General features: G+C 37.0%; 11 protein-coding genes. 5 read left to right on the top strand and 6 right to left on the bottom strand.

The genetic code is table 11. The features are described 5' to 3' along the window. Positions 1-45 precede the first annotated feature (45 nt). The 5 genes from BUA71_RS08470 to BUA71_RS08450 form a co-directional block, all read right to left on the bottom strand. Positions 46-1,524 carry a RagB/SusD family nutrient uptake outer membrane protein gene (locus BUA71_RS08470; protein ID WP_072878637.1) on the bottom strand — a complete coding sequence of 493 codons (1,479 nt, stop codon included), beginning with the start codon at positions 1,522-1,524 and terminating at the stop codon, positions 46-48. 12 nt (positions 1,525-1,536) lie between these two features. After that, the gene (locus tag BUA71_RS08465; protein WP_083572061.1) at positions 1,537-4,545 is read right to left on the bottom strand and encodes a SusC/RagA family TonB-linked outer membrane protein; all 3,009 of its coding nucleotides are present in this window, start codon (positions 4,543-4,545) and stop codon (positions 1,537-1,539) included. An 841-nt stretch (positions 4,546-5,386) separates the two neighbouring features. Continuing rightward, positions 5,387-6,850 (bottom strand): RagB/SusD family nutrient uptake outer membrane protein, encoded by a 1,464-nt coding sequence (locus BUA71_RS08460; RefSeq protein ID WP_072878635.1) that lies wholly within the window; start codon positions 6,848-6,850, stop codon positions 5,387-5,389. Positions 6,851-6,860: 10 nt separating this feature from the next. Beyond that, the gene (locus BUA71_RS08455) at positions 6,861-9,980 is read right to left on the bottom strand and encodes a SusC/RagA family TonB-linked outer membrane protein (RefSeq protein ID WP_072878633.1); all 3,120 of its coding nucleotides are present in this window, start codon (positions 9,978-9,980) and stop codon (positions 6,861-6,863) included. A gap of 223 nt (positions 9,981-10,203) precedes the next feature. After that, entirely contained in the window at positions 10,204-12,942 is a 2,739-nt protein-coding gene (locus BUA71_RS08450; protein WP_072878631.1) for a helix-turn-helix and ligand-binding sensor domain-containing protein, read from the bottom strand. Positions 12,943-13,079: 137 nt separating this feature from the next. Here BUA71_RS08450 and BUA71_RS08445 point away from each other — a divergent pair, with 137 nt between their 5' ends. The 5 genes from BUA71_RS08445 (at position 13,080) to BUA71_RS08425 (ending at position 17,816) form a co-directional block, all read left to right on the top strand. Next, on the top strand, positions 13,080-14,747 hold the full coding sequence (locus tag BUA71_RS08445) for a sulfatase family protein (RefSeq protein WP_245812558.1): 1,668 nt from the start codon (positions 13,080-13,082) through the stop codon (positions 14,745-14,747). Between the two features lie 468 nt (positions 14,748-15,215). Continuing rightward, the gene (locus tag BUA71_RS08440) at positions 15,216-16,475 is read left to right on the top strand and encodes a putative DNA modification/repair radical SAM protein (RefSeq protein WP_072879071.1); all 1,260 of its coding nucleotides are present in this window, start codon (positions 15,216-15,218) and stop codon (positions 16,473-16,475) included. Next, the gene (locus BUA71_RS08435) at positions 16,476-17,255 is read left to right on the top strand and encodes a TIGR03915 family putative DNA repair protein (protein WP_072878627.1); all 780 of its coding nucleotides are present in this window, start codon (positions 16,476-16,478) and stop codon (positions 17,253-17,255) included. A 45-nt stretch (positions 17,256-17,300) separates the two neighbouring features. Next, on the top strand, positions 17,301-17,504 hold the full coding sequence (locus tag BUA71_RS08430) for a hypothetical protein (RefSeq protein WP_072878625.1): 204 nt from the start codon (positions 17,301-17,303) through the stop codon (positions 17,502-17,504). 69 nt (positions 17,505-17,573) lie between these two features. Then, positions 17,574-17,816, top strand: a complete 243-nt coding sequence (locus BUA71_RS08425; protein WP_072878623.1) for a hypothetical protein — start codon at positions 17,574-17,576, stop codon at positions 17,814-17,816. A gap of 127 nt (positions 17,817-17,943) precedes the next feature. Here BUA71_RS08425 and BUA71_RS08420 read toward each other — a convergent pair whose 3' ends face one another. After that, positions 17,944-18,921 carry a polyprenyl synthetase family protein gene (locus BUA71_RS08420; protein ID WP_072878621.1) on the bottom strand — a complete coding sequence of 326 codons (978 nt, stop codon included), beginning with the start codon at positions 18,919-18,921 and terminating at the stop codon, positions 17,944-17,946. Positions 18,922-18,990 lie beyond the last annotated feature (69 nt).

The following is an 18,990-nucleotide window of genomic DNA, read 5'->3' as shown; positions in this document are numbered from 1 at the left end:
TGGTGAGAATGCAGCATATTTTAAAGCTAACTCATAATTTTAAAATTAGTAACCCGGGTTTTGCTCCAGTAAACCGCCAGACAGGTTAATCTGTTCCTGCGGAATTGGGAAAACCTCGTGTTTGTTTGCCTGGAACCCAAGCGGACCAAATACTTCTGGTCCCCTGCCCTGGCGCACAACATCGAAATAACGATCAAACTCCATCCCAAATTCCAGACGGCGTTCTTGCCAAATAATCTTTCTAAGTTCTGCCTGTCCCGAAGTGGTCACTGCAGGAAGTTCTACCCTGCTTCTCACCTGGTTAAGCTTGTTTAAAGCCTCTCCAGAATTACCCAGTTCATTATTTGCCTCAGCATTCATTAATAAAACATCGGCATAACGTAAAACGATCATATTTTGCTCTGCTCTATTCACGTTTAACGGGCTGGAATACATTTTCTCGCTATAACGAGGATTAGGTGCATCTTCACTTACGATTGCGCTTACGTTTTCATCGTTTTTGTAAAGCTCATTATCATACATCACTTCACCCCTGTAAATAATAGTAGCTTCCCTTCTTATGTCATCATTTTGAGCCCTATAAGCATTATCAAGGTCTTCAGAAGGAGTATTAAAGCCCCATCCCCATTGACCGCGAACACTTTGACTTGCAGAAAAATTATTTATCGCCAGGTTTTCTGAAGCGCTACCCTGTACTTCAAAAATTGATTCTACAGTGTTTTCATTCTGAATTCTCCAAAGTTCTTCATAATTAGGATGAAGTGCATACTGTCCAGAAGCAATTACCTCATTAGTAAGCTCAAGTACCTCCTGCCAGTTACCGCGGTACATTTGCACTTTGGCTAAAAGTGTTTTGGCTGTACCAGAACTAACCCGGCCTGTTTCCGGTGGGGTTAAGGGTAAGCCTTCCGCAGCATTCTGTAAATCGGCCACAATAAACTCATAAACTTCTTCCTTGCTTCTACGAGTTAACAAGGTTTTTTCATCATTAGGGTCTGTATCTTCAGTTACAATTGGCACTCCACCAAAAATGCGCACCAGGCTCCAGTAATGGTAAGCTCTAAAGAAGCGAAACTCTGAAACTAAAGCGTCTTTCTCTGCTTCTTCTGCTCCATTTACGGGATCGGTTACAATGTTTATTCCGGTATTGGCATAAGCCACACCTTTATAATTTGCACCCCATAAACCTTCAAAAGAAGGATCTGTAGCATCAAAAGTGAAGTTTTCTAACTTATCCTTATCTGCTCCCGTATCTCCCGGTGCGCTTCCTTTGTTTGCATCATCTGTAGTAATACTGGTCACTCCTATGTAAGAAAAAGAATGCTGACTGTAATCTAATAAATGATTGTATGATGAGTATAAAGGCTTGATAATATTGTCTCCCTGAAAATAGCCACTATCTACCGTAGGCTTTCCTTCGGTTGGCACTTCCAGATAATCGTCTGAACAGGAAACCATCCCCACGGCTACAAAAGCAGCCATGGTTTTGATTAAGTTCGTTTTATTTATTTTAAAATTCTTCATTTCTTATTTTTTTTAAAAGTCAAGATTAATACCTAACAAATATTTAGCGGTAGTTGGGTAAGCATTCAATTCTAAACCAGAATCGAGCACACCTCTTGGCAACTCTGGGTTGTAACCACTGTAATTAGTAAAGGTTAACGCATTTTGTGCGGTTGCATAAATACGTAATCGTGATATTTTAATAAGGTCTAAAAAGTCCTGATTAAATGTGTATCCCAGCGTAATGTTATTTACCCTTAGGAAATCACCATCTTCTAAGTAATAATCTGATGGTTCTGGCACCGCATTAAAAGCAGCCGGACCTCCCTGGAAGCCATTGCCGGGTACATAACGTTCGTTAAATAGCGCCTTGTCAATGTTTTCTCCATTAAAACGGTTCGCTCTAAGTCCGTTATACACCTTATTTCCTACGTTTCCGAATAAATCTGTAGAGAAATCCAGTTGTTTGTAATTAAGCGACACGTTTATACCATAGTAAAAATCTGGCTGGTAAGAGCCCATAAACTGGCGGTCATCTTGTGAAATTTGACCATCGCCATTTACGTCAACATAACGGAAATCCCCAATTTTAGCGTTTGGTTGGTTACTGTTATCCAGTTCTTCTTGAGTTTCAAAAACACCATCGGTTTTATATAACCAAAAAGTTCCCAGCTCTCTTCCTTCAACGGTTCTTGTAACTGTTTTACCGTTGTTCAAACTACCACTGGTAATAAAAGGCGATGCATTTTCAATTACAGGGTTAATTTTAGAAAGCTCGTTGTCATTGGCAGTGATATTAAAGCCAATATTATACCCAAAGCCATCATCTTCAGCTTGTTCCCCCCAGTTAATAGAAAACTCTACTCCTTCGTTTTTAATATTTCCGGCGTTAGTGATAAACTCATTATCACCAGAAGTTTGCGGCAGGGCAAGTGGGAAAAGAATATCTTCTGTCTCTTTATTGTAATAAGTAAACTGACCGGTTAAGCGGTTTTGAAAGAATCCGAACTCAAGACCAAGGTCCAGTTCTTTGGTAGTTTCCCATTTGAGATTGTCGTCATAACGCTCAATAGATGTTCCACCGGTAACCACACCACCAGGGAATGGATATTGGCTAAAATCTACCAATTGCAAGAATTGACCGGAGTCTATCCTATCATTTCCTATAAGACCATAACTGGCACGTAATTTTAAATTACTTAGCGTAGTTTGATTATCAAAGAAGCTTTCGTTGCTAATATTCCAGGCAAGACCAAAAGAAGGATAATATTTAATACGTTGATTCTTATTAAATTTAGAAGAACCTTCCCTACGAATCGTAGCGTTAAAAACATAGCGGGAATCATAGTTATATAGTAACCTGGAAAAATAAGCTACCCTGGTAGATTTATCCCCTCCGTTCTCTACATTCTGTCCTTCTTTCTCTCCAAGGTTTAAATATAAAAGGTTGTCACTAGGTGGCACGCCTCGTCTTGAACCAGATAGGTATTCTGAAGTAAAACGTTCGGAAGTTAAGCCCAGGGTTAAGTTGAAGCTGTGCTTCTCGAACCTCTTATCTATAGTAAAGAAGTTATCCCAGTTAAAGCGTTCAGCATCATTATCCTGAATCCTTAAAGTTTGATTTTGGTTATTAAATTGCGTACTACTTTCGTTAGCAATTTGATAACGCGCTGCATAAGCCCTAATTTTTTGTCTCAATACGTTTACCCCTAAACTTGAGCGGAAAGTCAACCAGTCGAAAATATCGGCTTCTCCCCATACATTTCCAGAGATACGCACCTTTTCATTTACACTACTGTTGTTTTGTCCTTCTGCTACCGGGTTCCCAACGTTGTTCAGGTTGGTATTTCTAAACGTTCCATCTTCGTTCCTTACAGGAATAGTTGGTGATTGTTTATAGGCAGTAGTAAATACATTTAATGGAGGCACATCACCATCAAAAGCGGCGGTAGAGGGATTGAAACCCCTTGACCTTATTAAGTTGATGTTGTGCCCCACCCTAATATTATCATTTAACCTATAAGTATTATTTAAACGAACAGATAGACGCTCGTAGGAATTTCCTTTAAGTGTACCTTCTTCGTCTAAATAACCGGCAGAAAGATAGTAATCGGCTTCGTCGGTTTCTCCTGAAACCGATACTGAATATTTCTGAAAGATCCCATCCCTGGTAATATTGTCCATCCAGTTGGTAGAGGACAAATTAGCAATTTCACTTTCTGTAAACGCAGGATCCTTATCAATTCTGGCCAGCGCTTCATTGGTATATTGCGCATACTCCCTGGCATTTGCCAGATCTACCTGATTGGATAGTACGTTTACACCGGTAGTGGAACTAAGGGAAACTTTCAATTTTCCTTTACCAGATTTAGTAGTAATCAATACTACCCCATTAGCACCCCTGGCACCATAGATTGCGGTAGATGAAGCATCTTTAAGTACATCCATACTTTGAATGTCGTTATTATTAATACCACTAATATCATCGGTAATCACACCATCTACTACATACAAAGGATCTGCTCCCCCCAGAACTGAGATAGAACCACGAATTCTTACCTGGCCTACACTTCCCGGTGCACCATCGTTAATTACCTGCACCCCGGGCAGCTTTCCCTGGGCAGCCTGCAATACTGAGTTGGTTGGCGAATCGTTAATTTCGTCTGCTTTTAGGTTGCTTATAGTTCCTGCCAAATCCCGCGATTTTGCTTTACCATAACCAACTACTACAACCTCATCTAATTGAGCTGCATCTTCTTGTAGCGTAATGTTGTACTCATTTTTTTGCTGAATAGTAAATTCCTGGGCAACAAAACCTAAGTAAGTTACCCTTACTCCATCTCCTACTTCGACATTTTCCAGGGTGTAATTCCCATCGAAATCGGTTACAGAATAAATTTCCTTGTCAATCACCTTTACCTCTGCTCCCGGTAAAGGGATTTCATTTTCGTCCATAATAACCCCTGTCACTGTTTTGGAATTCTGAGCAAATCCAAAACCTGAAATCAGGATCATAAAAATGGAAAATAGCTTTAGTTTCATACGGTTAAATTTTACTGAATTTTAACTTAAAGATAAGCCCGAATGAACTGAAATCGCAAACGATGTAGTACACAACTGATACATCATAATATAAAAACACATACAATTTTGATCGACAAACACTTAGCAACTAGGTGATGTAAATAAAAACGCCGTAAAAAACTATTTGTAGTAGTATTGTTGTGGTAAAATTTCATAAAAATCACTACTCAAAACTAAAAATATCATAATTTTATGACTGATTTATTTGTTAAATATAATTTTGAAAATTCCTAGTTATGATGTTTTATTGAACCGTTATTTTAAATAATTTCACTCCTAAATGGTAACAAAAAGCGCTTAATTAGTCCTTTAATTTTTGTTAGTAAAACTCTAAGTGATATTATTACTTATTTTTTTTGATTAAGAGTTTCTAAACTTGAATACTATCACATCTTAAACAAAAACAACCTTATCATAATTCTGAAAAATGTCATCTTTTTTAGCTAAATCAAAAATTTTGTTTCTATAGAAATAAGCAAATTTACTAACTCATTATTTCTGACTCCAATTTTTAACAGTCGTTGACAATATCTTAATCTTAATTTATTCATTCAGAACCTTTCGGCTATAGCCTATCTTGACGGGCAGTAGAAAGGTTCAAGATTAGCAGTTATCGGAGTAAAAATTTTCATTCCTTCCACAAGAGAAAAAGTTCCTCCTAGTTGGAAAGACACCTCATCTCACAAGTAATAGTTAGATTACACTACAGTGATTATTTTCTACTACTATATTTAAAAAAAAGCTGCTCTAATCATTCTAAGAACAGCTTTCATAATTCAACAACAAGAATATATTCAAACTACCATCCTGGATTTTGAGGCATATCTGGTGTTTGAATTAATTGATCCTCAGGAATAGGAAACAAGTTATGTTTTTCCTTAAAGTCTTTACCGTCTGCTGCCATGGCAGCCTCAGCCTGACCAGTTCTAATAAGGTCGAACCAACGATCATGTTCAAAAGCTAATTCAAGTCTTCGTTCTTCCCAAATTTGTTTTCTCAACTCTGCCTGACCTAATCCAGTTACATTATTTAAATCCACTCTATTTCGTACCTTATTCAAAGCGGTCTCAGCGACATCGGTCTGTCCTAATTCATTTGCAGCTTCTGCCTTAATAAGGTAAACTTCGGCAAGTCTAATCACCCTTATATTTTTATCTCCATCCCCGGCACCTGCATTAGCACTAGAATATGCTTTCTCATTGTAGCGCGGATTTTCTACAGAAGAGCTCACTTCTCTCCCATCCCACAGTATTTCACCTGCAAAAATTATAGTTGCGTTCTTCCTAATCTCATCACCCTGGGCATCAAATGCATCGACAAGGCTTTGAGAGGGATTATTAAATCCCCAGCCCCAGCCACTGGTGCCACGAGCTCCCTGGGTGGTAGAATACTGTTGCACTCCATGGGCGATAGGTTCGCCACGTGCTTGAATTTCAAAAATAGATTCAGACCCATTTTCCGAATATTCACGCCAAATATCCTCGTAATTTGGCTCTAAACTGTACTCGCCAGATGAAATTACATCATCTGCATATTTCAGTGCATCAGCCCAATTTTCCTGATATAAATGTACCTTAGACAATAAAGCTGTCGCAGCACCATTTGTGGCACGACCAAGATTTGCTGTTGAATATTCGCTTTTAGCGGGCAGGGCATCCATAGCATATAAAAGATCTTGCTTTATATAGTTATATACTTCTTCTTTAGAGTTTCGTACAGAAAGATCTGCCTCGGGGTCAATTACCGGTTCTCCGTTTTCAAATGTTATTTCTCCCTGAATATGGACAGCCCCAAAGGATCGCACTAAAAAGAAATAGGTATAAGCCCTCAAAAACCTCGCTTCACCTATTATTCGCTTCTGCATTTCAGCATCGGTAGATTCCAGCTCGGAATACGCAATAGCGTAATTAGCTCTACCAATAGTTTTGTACCAGTGCGTGTACATAGCTTCCACCGATGGTACTGTACTTGTAAAATTCAGATCATCCAAAAAATGTTTATCTGCACCAGTTCCACCGGGATTGGCTCCTTTATCACCATTATCTGATATAATTTCAGTAATTCCCAAATAAGAAAATGCATAAGGCCATTCTGTAAACATTCCATAAATACCGTTTACAAAATCTTCTGGCACAAAATTTTCATCTCTATCTTCAGCTGCGATATTTTCTTTCGATTCTACATCCAGGAAATCTTCGCTGCACCCAATTAGAAATAAAGCAAAAATTCCGAAGACTGCCGTTTTAATATATTTATCTTTCATAATTGATTTTTTATAATTTAATATTTACCCCAACCAAAAAAGTACTTGAAAGAGGATAAGCGTCAAGCTCCAATCCAGATCGACCATAAGGTCCTTGCGCATTCGAATTATCTGGATTATAACCGCTTATTTCTGGGGTGAATCCAGAGTATTCAGTTATCAATATAGGATTTTGAGCAGAGACATATACCCTTACATTATCTATAAAATTTGAAAAGGACGGCAGGGTATAGCCTAAAGTAATGTTGTTGATTCTAAAAAAATCACCATTTTCCAAATAGTAGCTTGAAGCTTGAATATCACGATCTGCGCCAGGATTACTATTTGTACTACCCTCACCTGTCCAACGATTATTAAATGTATCTGCCGTGATATTTTCACCGCCAATTCGGGCATTTTTTAATCCGTTAAACACTTTATTTCCACCTACACCATATCCATCAACACTAAAATCGAAATTATCATAACTAAGGGAAATATTTATTCCATAGTTATAGCTTGGAATGTAGGTTCCCAGAAATACTTTATCCCTTTCGTCTATAGCACCATCATCATTTTGGTCAATATACCTTAGATGACCGGGTCTCGCACCACCAAGTGATGCATTGTTATCAATTTGCTCCTGGCTTTGCCAAACCCCCTCAACATCATACATCCACCAAGATCCTAATGGCTGACCTTCTTCCAACCTTTTTGTAGAAACTCCGCCTAAACCAGTACTTCCACCTAACTGACCATCATAATTCCTTTGAACATTGGAAACTTCATTATGATTATAAGAAAAATTAGCTCCCACATTATATGAAAATTTATCTCCTATTTGGTCACTCCAATTTACTGCAAATTCAACTCCTTCATTAATCACTTCTGCACCGTGATCAAAAAATCTATTTGCAAATGTAGAATTTAAGAGTGGCTGTACTTCAAGAATTGTATTCTCTGTATTTCTTCGATAATAGTCCAGACTACCAGAAAGTCTATTATCTATTAGTTCATAATCAAGTCCTACACTCAATTCTTCTACTACTTCCCAACTAAGGTTACGAGCTAAAGAACCAATATATGCCCCGAAAACCAAATCCTGGTCAGGCCCCAAAACATAATTCTGTGAGCCACTGTCTGGATCAGTGAGGATTTGTGTAGTATTTAATGGTACGTTAGCATTGCCCAGTTTTCCCCAGGAGCCTCTTAATTTTAGGAAATTTACTACCTCATTACCTTCTAAAAAATTCTCTCTTGAAAGGGTCCATCCTACACCAACCGCGGGAAATGTCCCCCAGTAATCAGAATTATTTTGAAAGGTACTTGAGCCGTCCCTGCGAATAGTGCCTGTCAAATAATATTTTCTAGCATAATTATACTGCAACCTTCCAAAATAGGACAAGAAATTTGTAGGAGTATAACTAAATTGGTTCACTTGCTTATCATATTGGTCTGTAGCGTGCTTTATACTCCAATACTGACTTGCTTCTGGAACATCATAGGCAGTATAACTATCGGTCATTCCAATTCCTATTTGTTCTTTCGAGCCACCCAGGGTAACATCTAAACTATGATCTTCAAAAGATTTTTTATAATTTATAAAATTATCCCAGTTGTACTTAAAACTTTCTCTGGAATTGAATCTTAGCGAGTTATTAGCATATTGGGTGTTTTCAGGATTATCCTTCTTTAATCCTTCAAATTGCTCCTCAGTTCTCGTTGGATCATTGGCCAAATACCTAGCCTTATTAGGATTAAAACTTCTACTGCGAACAAATATTTTCCTTGCACCAAAACGTGATGTGAAAATAAAGTCTTCAGTAATTTCTAATTCCGCAGTAACACTACCCTGAATATTGAAAGACTTATTTTTTTCATTTGAGAAGTTGAGGGCTGCAACTGGATTCCCATGACTGGTTAAATTACCTATACTTTCATCTGAGCCAGCAATATAAGTAGCTTCGCCGGTAGTCCTATTATAATAAGCTCCTCCATAACGGCCATTTTCATAAAAAACCGGCACTAAAGGTGATTGCCTAAATGCGGTATTAAAAATTCCAAATGGTTTAGGCGTTTCATCCCTAAAAGCAAGGTTTAAATTTTGTGTGATTTTAAGTCTGTTATCAAATAATTTATAAGTATTATTATTCGTAATAGTAGATCTTCTAAATTTTTGACCAATTAACAGTCCTTCCTCTTCATAGTAATCATAACTAAAGAAATAATCTATATTTTCAGAACCACCAGAAACATCAAAAGACGTATTGTTAACACTACCAATGTGTGTAACTTCATCATACCAGTCTGTATCATAGCGTTGATCCTGACTTAAACGATCACCGCCTATCGCATCATTTTCCTCATTGAAGTAGGTCACATACTGTTCAGCATTCGCCATTTTCACAGGATTCAAAGTAGGCTTAGCTCCATAATAACTTCTAATTCCAAACTTGGCTTTACCTGATTTTCCTTTTTTCGTTGTAACTATTATTACACCGTTTGCAGCCCTTACACCATAGATCGCAGCAGAGGAAGCGTCTTTAAGAAAGTCTATGGACTCAATATTACCTGGGCTAATATTTTGAATATCACTTACGGGAACACCATCTACTACATATAATGGATTTCTACCACCTAAGGCAGTACCCAATCCTCTTATAGTTACAGTGGGAGTAGCCCCAGGTGCGGCACTATTCACAATATTTACACCAGAAACTTTACCCTGCAAAGCCTGGGTAGCCGTGGATGAAGGCTGTTTAATAATTTCTTCAGATTTAACACTGCTTATACTTCCTGTTACGTCCTGCTTGCTTTGAGTACCATAACCCACTACAACCACTTCGTCTAGCTGGCCGGCATCTTCCACCATATTTATTTGGTAAGAATCCTGCTGGGTAACTTCTACGTTTTGTGCTTTAAAGCCCAGGAAAGTAACTTGAAAAACATCACCAACTTCAACATTTTCCAGGGAAAAATTTCCATCGAAATCGGCGACAGAAAATATTTCCTTATCTATTACCTTTACCTGAGCCCCAGATAAAGGAACATCGTTTTGATCTATAACAGTTCCTGTTACCGTTTTAGTTTCCTGAGCGAAACCAAAACCTGAAAAGAAAACCAATAGAATGAGAGATAGTTTTAACTTCATAAGTTGAATTTTTGCTTAATTTTAACATAAAGATACGTCCTTTTGCAAAATCTACGCAAACGTTATAGTACACTACCGCTACTTCAAATCACACATGCGTGTAAATGTCTATTTATCAGAAAGTTAAAATTGTAAAAATCAATAAACCCCATAAAGTCATTGATTTTGATGTAGTAATGATGTAATATTTTTTATTCAAAATAGTAGTTAAAACCGTACTTTTCTAAAACTCTTTTATTAAAAAATTTGATAAATTTTCCTTTTTATCGAGTTTCATTTTCTTTCTTAACCGATAGCGGTGCACCTCCACCCCACGTACCGAAATCCCCATTAAAGGAGCGATTTCCTTTGAAGTTAGGTTCATTTTTAAATAAGAACAGAGCTTAAGATCCTTGCTGCTCAACTTAGGGTATCTTTCCAGGATATCTTTGAAAAAATCGGCATGCAATTCATTAAAATTCGTTTCAAAAACCTTCCATTCATCTTTATTTTTAACGGCTTTATTAATTTTATTCATGATATGCTTTACCTTAAACTGGTTGGAAAAATTGTTTTTATCTTTCCCCAATTCATCTTGAATTTCCATTAGCACTTCATTCTTCTTAGCAGCCACCATGGTCGTATTTGCCAGTTCTTTTCTTTTTAAGGTAATTTCATTTAACAAACGCTCCTTCTCTAAAGCACTTAAACGTTCTTTATGCTCCTTTTCAAATTTTTGCTCCAGCAATAATTGTTGCTTTCTAAGCTTTAACTTATTGAACCAGTAGATGCAAAAAACAAGACCTAAAAATAAAATCACATAACCAAATTTCATCCAGGAAGACAAATACCAGGGCGGACTAATCACAAAATCAAAGCTACTGGATTCACTGAGCTTCCCTTGTGGCCCCAGGGCTGTGAACATTACTGTATATTCACCGTGATCTAAATTATGGAGATTTAAACTTCCGTTTTTAATCACGCCGCTTCTGGAATCCTCACCTTTTAATTCATAACTTAAGCCTACAGCATCAGATACAGGTAGGGAAGTCATAACGCTTATATTCCGTGAATTTTTGAAAGGTATCTCCGGAAGCTCATTTAAATTATAACGCTTTTCTATATCCTGAAATCCTTTAACCACAGGTTTACTTATAGAAATAAGCTCCATATCCTTAAAAAGCTTTTTAAGATTAACGCTTGCAAAACCATCATTTAAAGCTACGTAATAAACAGAGTCTTCTTTTCTAACGATTTTCTCATAATTTTTAACCAGCCTGGTATTTAACTTTTCAGAAGCAATTATAGTGCTATTATCAAAATTAGTTAACTCCAGAACGTTTTTACGGGTGTCGTTAAACCAATAGAACTCCCGATCCTTTAGCAGCAATTTATGCCCATTGAATTTGGCCAGCTCTTCAAACCCCTCTATACTATCGTTAAAGGAATTGTAGGTTAACCACTGTTTTCCATTATACAGAGCCAGATGATTATTCACTCTGTAGATATTGGTATTTATAGTATTTCCTCCTCTTGGTAGTTCTATTCTCTTTAGGGCTTTTACGCTTTTCAAATCAGAATTAAGTTGAATGCGATACATACCCTCATAGGGATGGGCAGCCCAAATGATATTATCATCTTCAAAAGCAATATTTTTCACGGGAAAATCTACACGATCCAATCGGGTTAGCGAATTATTGGTAAAATTGAAATTAATGATACCAGTATAGGTGCTAATAAAATAAGAATCGCCAGAAATAGGCGTCATATTAAAACTTCCGGTGGTATTTTCTATAGGAATAAAAGAATCATCTACTACTCTAAAAGTGCCGGTATTATGATTGGCAAAAAGAGTGTTATTAAAAACAGACAGATTCCAGGTATGCCCTTTAGCTCCCTCAATAAGCCTTAATTTGTTATTTTTAAATGTATAAACCCCGGTGTTACTACCAAGATACATCCTCCCATCTTGGAATGCCAAATCATAAACCGCTCCCAATTCTCCGGTATCGTCGGTATAATAATGTATAGGAGAATCAAGTTCTATCCTATCAATACCATTATCAAGGCTCAACCATAAATTACCATGTTTCTGTACAAAACCAAGCACAGTATTATTTTGCAGTCCGTTATTTCTATTCAAAACCAGCTGTGTTCTGTCTTCTTTATCGTAATCTACAAGTCCGTTTTTTACAGTACCAATGATTAAAGATTGATCTGTAGTCATAATATGGTTCAATTCTGAATCCCGTATTATGTTCAATAACTTTTTATCTGGGTACAAGCGTGCCCCTTTTTTGGTGTAAGTGTATAACGCCTCCCGGGTTCCAATAAGCAGTGCTTCATTATCCACAGCCATATCTACGATTAATTGATCCTGAAGTAGTTTTTGATTAGCCATTGGTTTCAGCTTATCTTCATCGTTTAAATAAAACAAGCCTTTATTTCGCACCGCAACTATTAAGCTATCCCGGTAAACGATCATTTTATTGCTTACTACATTATCAATTTCTTTTATTTTATCATCTTCATATTTATAAATCCCGCCGAAAGACCTAAAGTAAATCCTTCCCTTATAAGAAAGAATTCCCCATATTTCTTCGCTCTTCATACTATTTTTTTCTACACTGGGAATTAGGGAAGTATAATAAAGGGCCCCGGTAGCATCTTCTGTCCAATAACCAAATTCTTTATAGGATCCCGTGTAAATTCTATTCTCATTCACAAATACAGATCGAACAATACCTCCATTAGGTAAAGGATGCAACTCCCAGGTCTGTCCATCAAAACTTAGTAAACCCTGATTGTTCGCTACATAGATAATCCCATTTGAAGAAACATCAATTCCCCAATTTTGGCTAGCTGCCTTATAATTTGTAGATGTATAATTATGTATAGGTGGCGTAAGCTCTTGTGAAAAGCCATAAAAACTTAGTAACAAAAGATTTATAAATAAAACAATATGGGCGTTGAGATACTTCATTTATGGCTTTGTGCAGTTTTTGTATAGGTGAATTCTCTAACAAAATTACACAGTTTTTGTATTTTAGCTCTCCTATTTGAAACAAATATTTAAATATGCGCTGTAAAAAATCCCCACTCAACTTAGTTTTCTTTTTGATGTTTTCTCTTTTACTTTTCAATTCCTGTAAGAATTCTTCTGAAGGAAATAAAGAAGACCAAAAAGAAAAACAGAAGAAACCCAATATCGTTTTCATCATGACCGATGATCACGCCGCCCAGGCAATTAGTGCTTATGGTCATCCCATAAGTCAACTTGCTCCAACTCCTAATATTGACAGGATTGCCGAAAATGGTGTAAAGTTCAATCATAATTTTGTGACTAATTCTATTTGTGGTCCCAGCCGTGCTGTAATATTAACGGGGAAACACAGTCACGTTAATGGTTTTAGGATGAACGGTGAAGTTTTTGACGGCTCCCAACCTACCCTTCCAAAATATTTGGAAGAAGCAGGTTATCAAACTGCCCTTATTGGAAAATGGCATTTACACGGCCTGCCACAAGGATTCGATTATTGGAATATATTGGTAGATCAGGGGAATTATTACAACCCAGATTTTATTGATGGAAAAGATACTACTCGCATTAAAGGTTATGCTACAGATATTATTACCGATAAAGGTCTGGATTGGATAAAAAACAAAAGAGAAAAAGATAAGCCATTTATGCTTATGGTGCAGCATAAAGCGCCGCATAGAAACTGGATGCCACCTTTAAGACATATAAACAAATATGACTCGGTAGAATTTCCACTTCCCGATAGCTATTTTGCCGATCACGAAGGACAGGTTGCAGCACAACAGCAACTACAAACAATCTACAGGGATATGTATGAAGGTCACGACCTAAAAATGACGGTTGCGAAAGGAAGTGATTCCCTTAAACACAATCCTTGGAAAACAGATTTTAGAAGAATGACCGATGAACAACGTGCCACCTGGAATGAAGGCTACCGACCTAAAAATGACGCTTTTCACGAGGCCAATTTAAGCGGAAAAGAACTTGCTAGATGGAAAGGACAACGCTATATAAGAGATTATATGGCTACAGTTGCTGCGGTTGATGATGGTGTGGGAAAAATTTTAGATTATCTTGAAGAGTCTGGATTAGCTGAAAATACACTGGTTGTTTACACCACAGATCAAGGTTTCTATTTAGGGGAAAAAGGGTTTTTTGACAAACGTTTTATGTATGAGGAATCCCTCGCCATGCCAATGCTTATGCAACTACCCGGCGTGATAGAACCCGGAAGTGAAATAGATGCCCTAACCCAAAACTTAGACTTTGCACCAACATTTCTAGACCTGGCGCAAGCCGAAATTCCAGAGGATATGCAGGGTAAATCACTTAAACCGTTATTGACTGATGCTATTGCCGATAAAGATTTTCGCGACGCCGTTTATTACCATTACTATGACTTCCCGGCGTTTCATATGGTGAAAAGACATTATGGAGTAAGGACCCATAGGTATAAATTAATACATTTCTACGATGATATTGACGAATGGGAAATGTATGACCTAAAGAATGACCCCAATGAAATGAACAATATTTACGGCAATAAAGATTATGCCGATGTACAAAAGCGACTACATAATAAACTGGAGTCTTTACAGGAAAAATATAACGTAACTGAAGAAGAATTTGCCACATCTTCGGAAGAAAAAATCGATAGAGTTTATCGAAATTTTGCCAGACTGGCCGGTAAAGATCCAGATAAATATCCAGCTTTTAGGAATGAGAAGAAAAAAGAAGAAAAGAAGTAATCTTCTTAAGTAAGATACTTCGGAACGTATAGATACCGATTATCGAATAATATTTTTAATAAGCGCAGCTTCGGTTGCGCTTTTTTTTATCTCTGGAAGCTCTAAAAATTTTAAATAAGAATAAAACTGTTTCAGATCGAATTTGACAATTTTTTGACCTGAAACATTTACATTTCACCTGAATATTTTATTCAACAATCCCTAAGATTCAACCGGTTTTACTCTTCTTATTACTATCATTTCCAAAACCAACGCTAGAAAATTAAAAGCGACCACAAATACTCTAGTGGCTCATAAGCGGAGACTTTTACTAAAATTACTGAATTACGTAAAAGTTCTAAAAAAAATTCGTGCATTCGTGGCAATTTTTTTCACTTAAGCCCTTTTTCGCTATAGTAAAAATATTCAATATTGTATTTTATCCAACTAATGGGATTTTTTCCTATTTTTGAGGAAACTTTTAAAGTTATGATGTTTGATCGAATTAAGGAGAAACTCAACATTCTCGCCGATGCCGCCAAGTATGATGTTTCCTGTTCCAGTAGTGGCAGTAATAGAAAAAACACAAAAAACGGACTTGGAAATTCAGATGGTATGGGTATTTGCCATTCCTACACCGAAGATGGGCGTTGTGTTTCCCTGTTAAAGATCCTTCTTACCAATCACTGTATTTTCGATTGTGCTTACTGCGTTACCCGGCGTAGTAATGATATTAAACGCGCTGCGTTTAAAGTACAGGAAGTAGTAGACCTCACCATTAATTTTTATCGAAGAAATTATATTGAAGGTCTGTTTTTAAGTTCCGGGATCTTCAAAAGTCCAGACTTTACGATGGAGCGGTTAATAAGGGTAGCTAAAAAGCTTAGGCTGGAAGAAAACTTTAATGGTTATATTCATTTAAAATCCATTCCCGGCGCGAGTGACGAGCTCATGCGGGAAGCAGGCCTTTATGCAGATCGACTAAGCGTAAATATTGAAATCCCCACAATTTCCGGGCTAAAAAAGTTAGCGCCAGAGAAAGAGCATAGCGACTTTACCAAACCAATGACCAAAGTTAAAAATGAAATTATACTTTATAAATCTGAGAAAAAATTGATAAAAAGCACGCCCAAATATGCACCGGCAGGACAAAGCACCCAAATGATTGTTGGCGCATCGGGAGAGAGCGATCGGGAAATTATGTTATCTGCCAATCATTATTATAAAAATTATAATATGAAACGGGTTTATTACTCGGGCTATGTCCCCATAAGCATGGATCCCAGGTTACCATCGCTGGGTGCGCAAGTACCAATGCTTAGAGAAAACAGGTTATATCAAACCGATTGGCTCATGCGCTTCTATGGCTTTAACGTAAATGAACTTCTCAATACACAATTTCCAAATTTAGATGTAGAGGTAGATCCAAAATTGAGTTGGGCATTAAGAAATATGGATCAGTTTCCGCTAGATATTAATCGCGCAGGAAAAGAAATGCTTTTAAGAGTTCCCGGCATTGGCTTGAAATCAGTTTCAAAAATCATAAAAGCAAGACGATTCAGAAAACTAAATTTTCAACATTTAAAAAGTATTGGTGTTGCCTTAAACCGGGCCAGGTATTTTATTATTTGTGATTCCCGAGGCTGGGAAACCAGGGATCTTACTTCAGCAAAAATCAAAAGCTTGATTTTAAGAAATTCTGAAGGAAAATTTAGAAAGGATTATAGCAGTCAATTAAGTTTATTTTAGATGAAAACCAGCTCCCTTATTTATGACGGCAGTTTTAATGGTTTGCTCACCTGTGTTTTTGCGAGCTTTGAGCAGAAGCTGAAGGTTACCAGTATTCAACCACCCGGAAGTTCACAAAATGATATGTTTGCTGAAGTTACCGAAATCCAGACGAATCCAGAACAAGCTAAACGGGTTTGGAAAGCTTTTAAAAGAATAGCTACAACGACGGGACAGCAGAATATTTATTACGCATACCTTACTGAAACTTCGGGTATGGAAATAGATATTCTAAAATATTTGGAACATACTTTTTATCTAAAAGCGAGTATCGATGGGGATTATACGAATATGCACGTTTTAAAGATTGCCAAAGCAGCCAAACAGTTAGGAAGGGAAAAACATAGAATGGAGGCTTTTGTAAGATTTAAATTGACTAAAGATGATATCTATTTTGCTACTATAAATCCAGATTTTAATGTATTACCCGTTATAAAAAGTCATTTTACTACGCGTTACAGCGATCAACAATGGTTAATCTATGATATCAAACGAAAATTCGGACTTTACTACGATCTAAAAAAGACTGAAGTTATCAGTTTAGATTTTTCTGCAGAATGGAGCTCAACCTCAAAAAATGAAGGTTTTTTTGATGCTTCAGAAATAGAATTTCAGCATTTATGGAAGGAGTATTTTCAATCTACAACTATTAAATCCCGCATTAACAAGAAGCTACACCACCAACACGTTCCCAAAAGATACTGGCAATACTTGATTGAAAAGAATCCCTTGCATATTTAAAAAATAGTTTAAATTTGTCGCTTCAACTAATTAAACAAATTCAAAATGAAAAAGGTATTTTTATTATTTGCTGTAGCGACCATGTCGCTTTCCATCTATTCTTGTAGAGAAACAACAGAAGAGAAAACTGAAGATGCAATGGAATCTGCAGGAGAAGATATTGAAGAGGCTGCCGATGAAACAGGTGATGCTATCGACAATGCTGCTGACGAAGTTGAGCAGGAAGTACAGGAAGACGATAATATGTAATCGTTTTTTAAAATGATGATTTAAAGCCACTTTTGTTACAATTGTGGCTTTTTTTGTAAAATTTAAATTATGAAAAAAACAGTTTTAGCACTAATGTGCGTGGCTATTACAACTCTTTATTCCTGCCGTGAGAATACCCAGGAAAAAACTGAGGAAGCCGTTGAAGCATTTGGTAAAGACATTGAAAACAATGTAAATAAAGCCACCGATAAAGTTAAAGAAGGTGCCGAAAAAGTGGAAGATGGTGCCAGGAAAGTTGGAAAAGAAATCGATGAAGAAATTGAAAAAATAGATGATAAAAGTGATCACTAGGTTCACTTTGTACGATAAATGCACCCAGCAGGCTAAAGTCTGATTTTACGAATCCAATAAAATAGGAACAACTCTGCTGATTTGGAATACCAAGCCATAAACTACAAATTCTGTTGCTTTATGGCTTTTATTTTTTTCTATCGATTACATAATTAACCATAAGCTCCAGGGAATCTTTAAACGGAGATTCTGGGTAGCTCTCCAGGATAACCAAAGCTTCCTGTTGAAACTCTTTCATTCTCTTCACTGCATATTTGAGTCCGTCTTTATCTTTTACAAATTGAATGACTTCTTTTACGCGTTTTCTATCTTTATTATGATTTTTCACTGAGTTAATTACCCAATCTTTCTCTTTCTTCGAGGAATTATTTAGCGCATATATTAAAGGCAGGGTCATTTTTTGTTCCTTGATATCGATTCCGGTAGGCTTTCCAATCTTTTCATTACCATAATCAAAAAGATCGTCTTTTATTTGAAATGCCATTCCAATTAACTCTCCAAAACGTCGCATTTTGGCGATCTCATCAGATTCGGGTTTTACTGAAGCAGCTCCCAGTGCGCAACACGCGGCAATAAGCGTAGCTGTTTTTTGTCTAATAATATCGTAATAAACGGTTTCGGTAATATCCAGGCGCCGTGCTTTTTCAATTTGTAACAACTCTCCTTCGCTCATTTCCCGCACCGCAACCGAAATAATCTTTAGCAGATCAAAATCATTATTATCTATAGAAAGTAATAGTCCCTTAGACAGTAAATAATCCCCGACTAAAACAGCAATTTTATTTTTCCACAGTGCGTTTATGCTAAAAAAACCACGTCTGCGATTGGAATCGTCCACTACATCATCGTGCACCAAAGTTGCGGTATGAATTAACTCGATAACCGCGGCGCCCCGATAGGTGCGCTCGTTCACGCTACCATCAGAAACCATTTTTGCAACCAGGAAAACAAACATAGGTCGCATTTGCTTTCCTTTGCGATTAACAATATAATGTGTGATCCTGTTTAAAAGCGCTACTTTGGAAGACATCGATTCCAGGAACTTTTTTTCAAAAAGGTCCATCTCTTTCTCTACCGGTAGCTTTATTTGGGAAATTACTTTCATTAAGCCTGCAAAGATAGTTAATTATCCCAATATTCCCTGATACACTTTTTTGAAAGAAAATTCAGAAAT

The sequence above is a fragment of the Salegentibacter echinorum genome (genome assembly GCF_900129445.1).
Taxonomy (GTDB): domain Bacteria; phylum Bacteroidota; class Bacteroidia; order Flavobacteriales; family Flavobacteriaceae; genus Salegentibacter; species Salegentibacter echinorum.
Note: the sequence above shows the minus strand (reverse complement) of the source record. Positions and strands in the feature narration are given on the sequence as shown.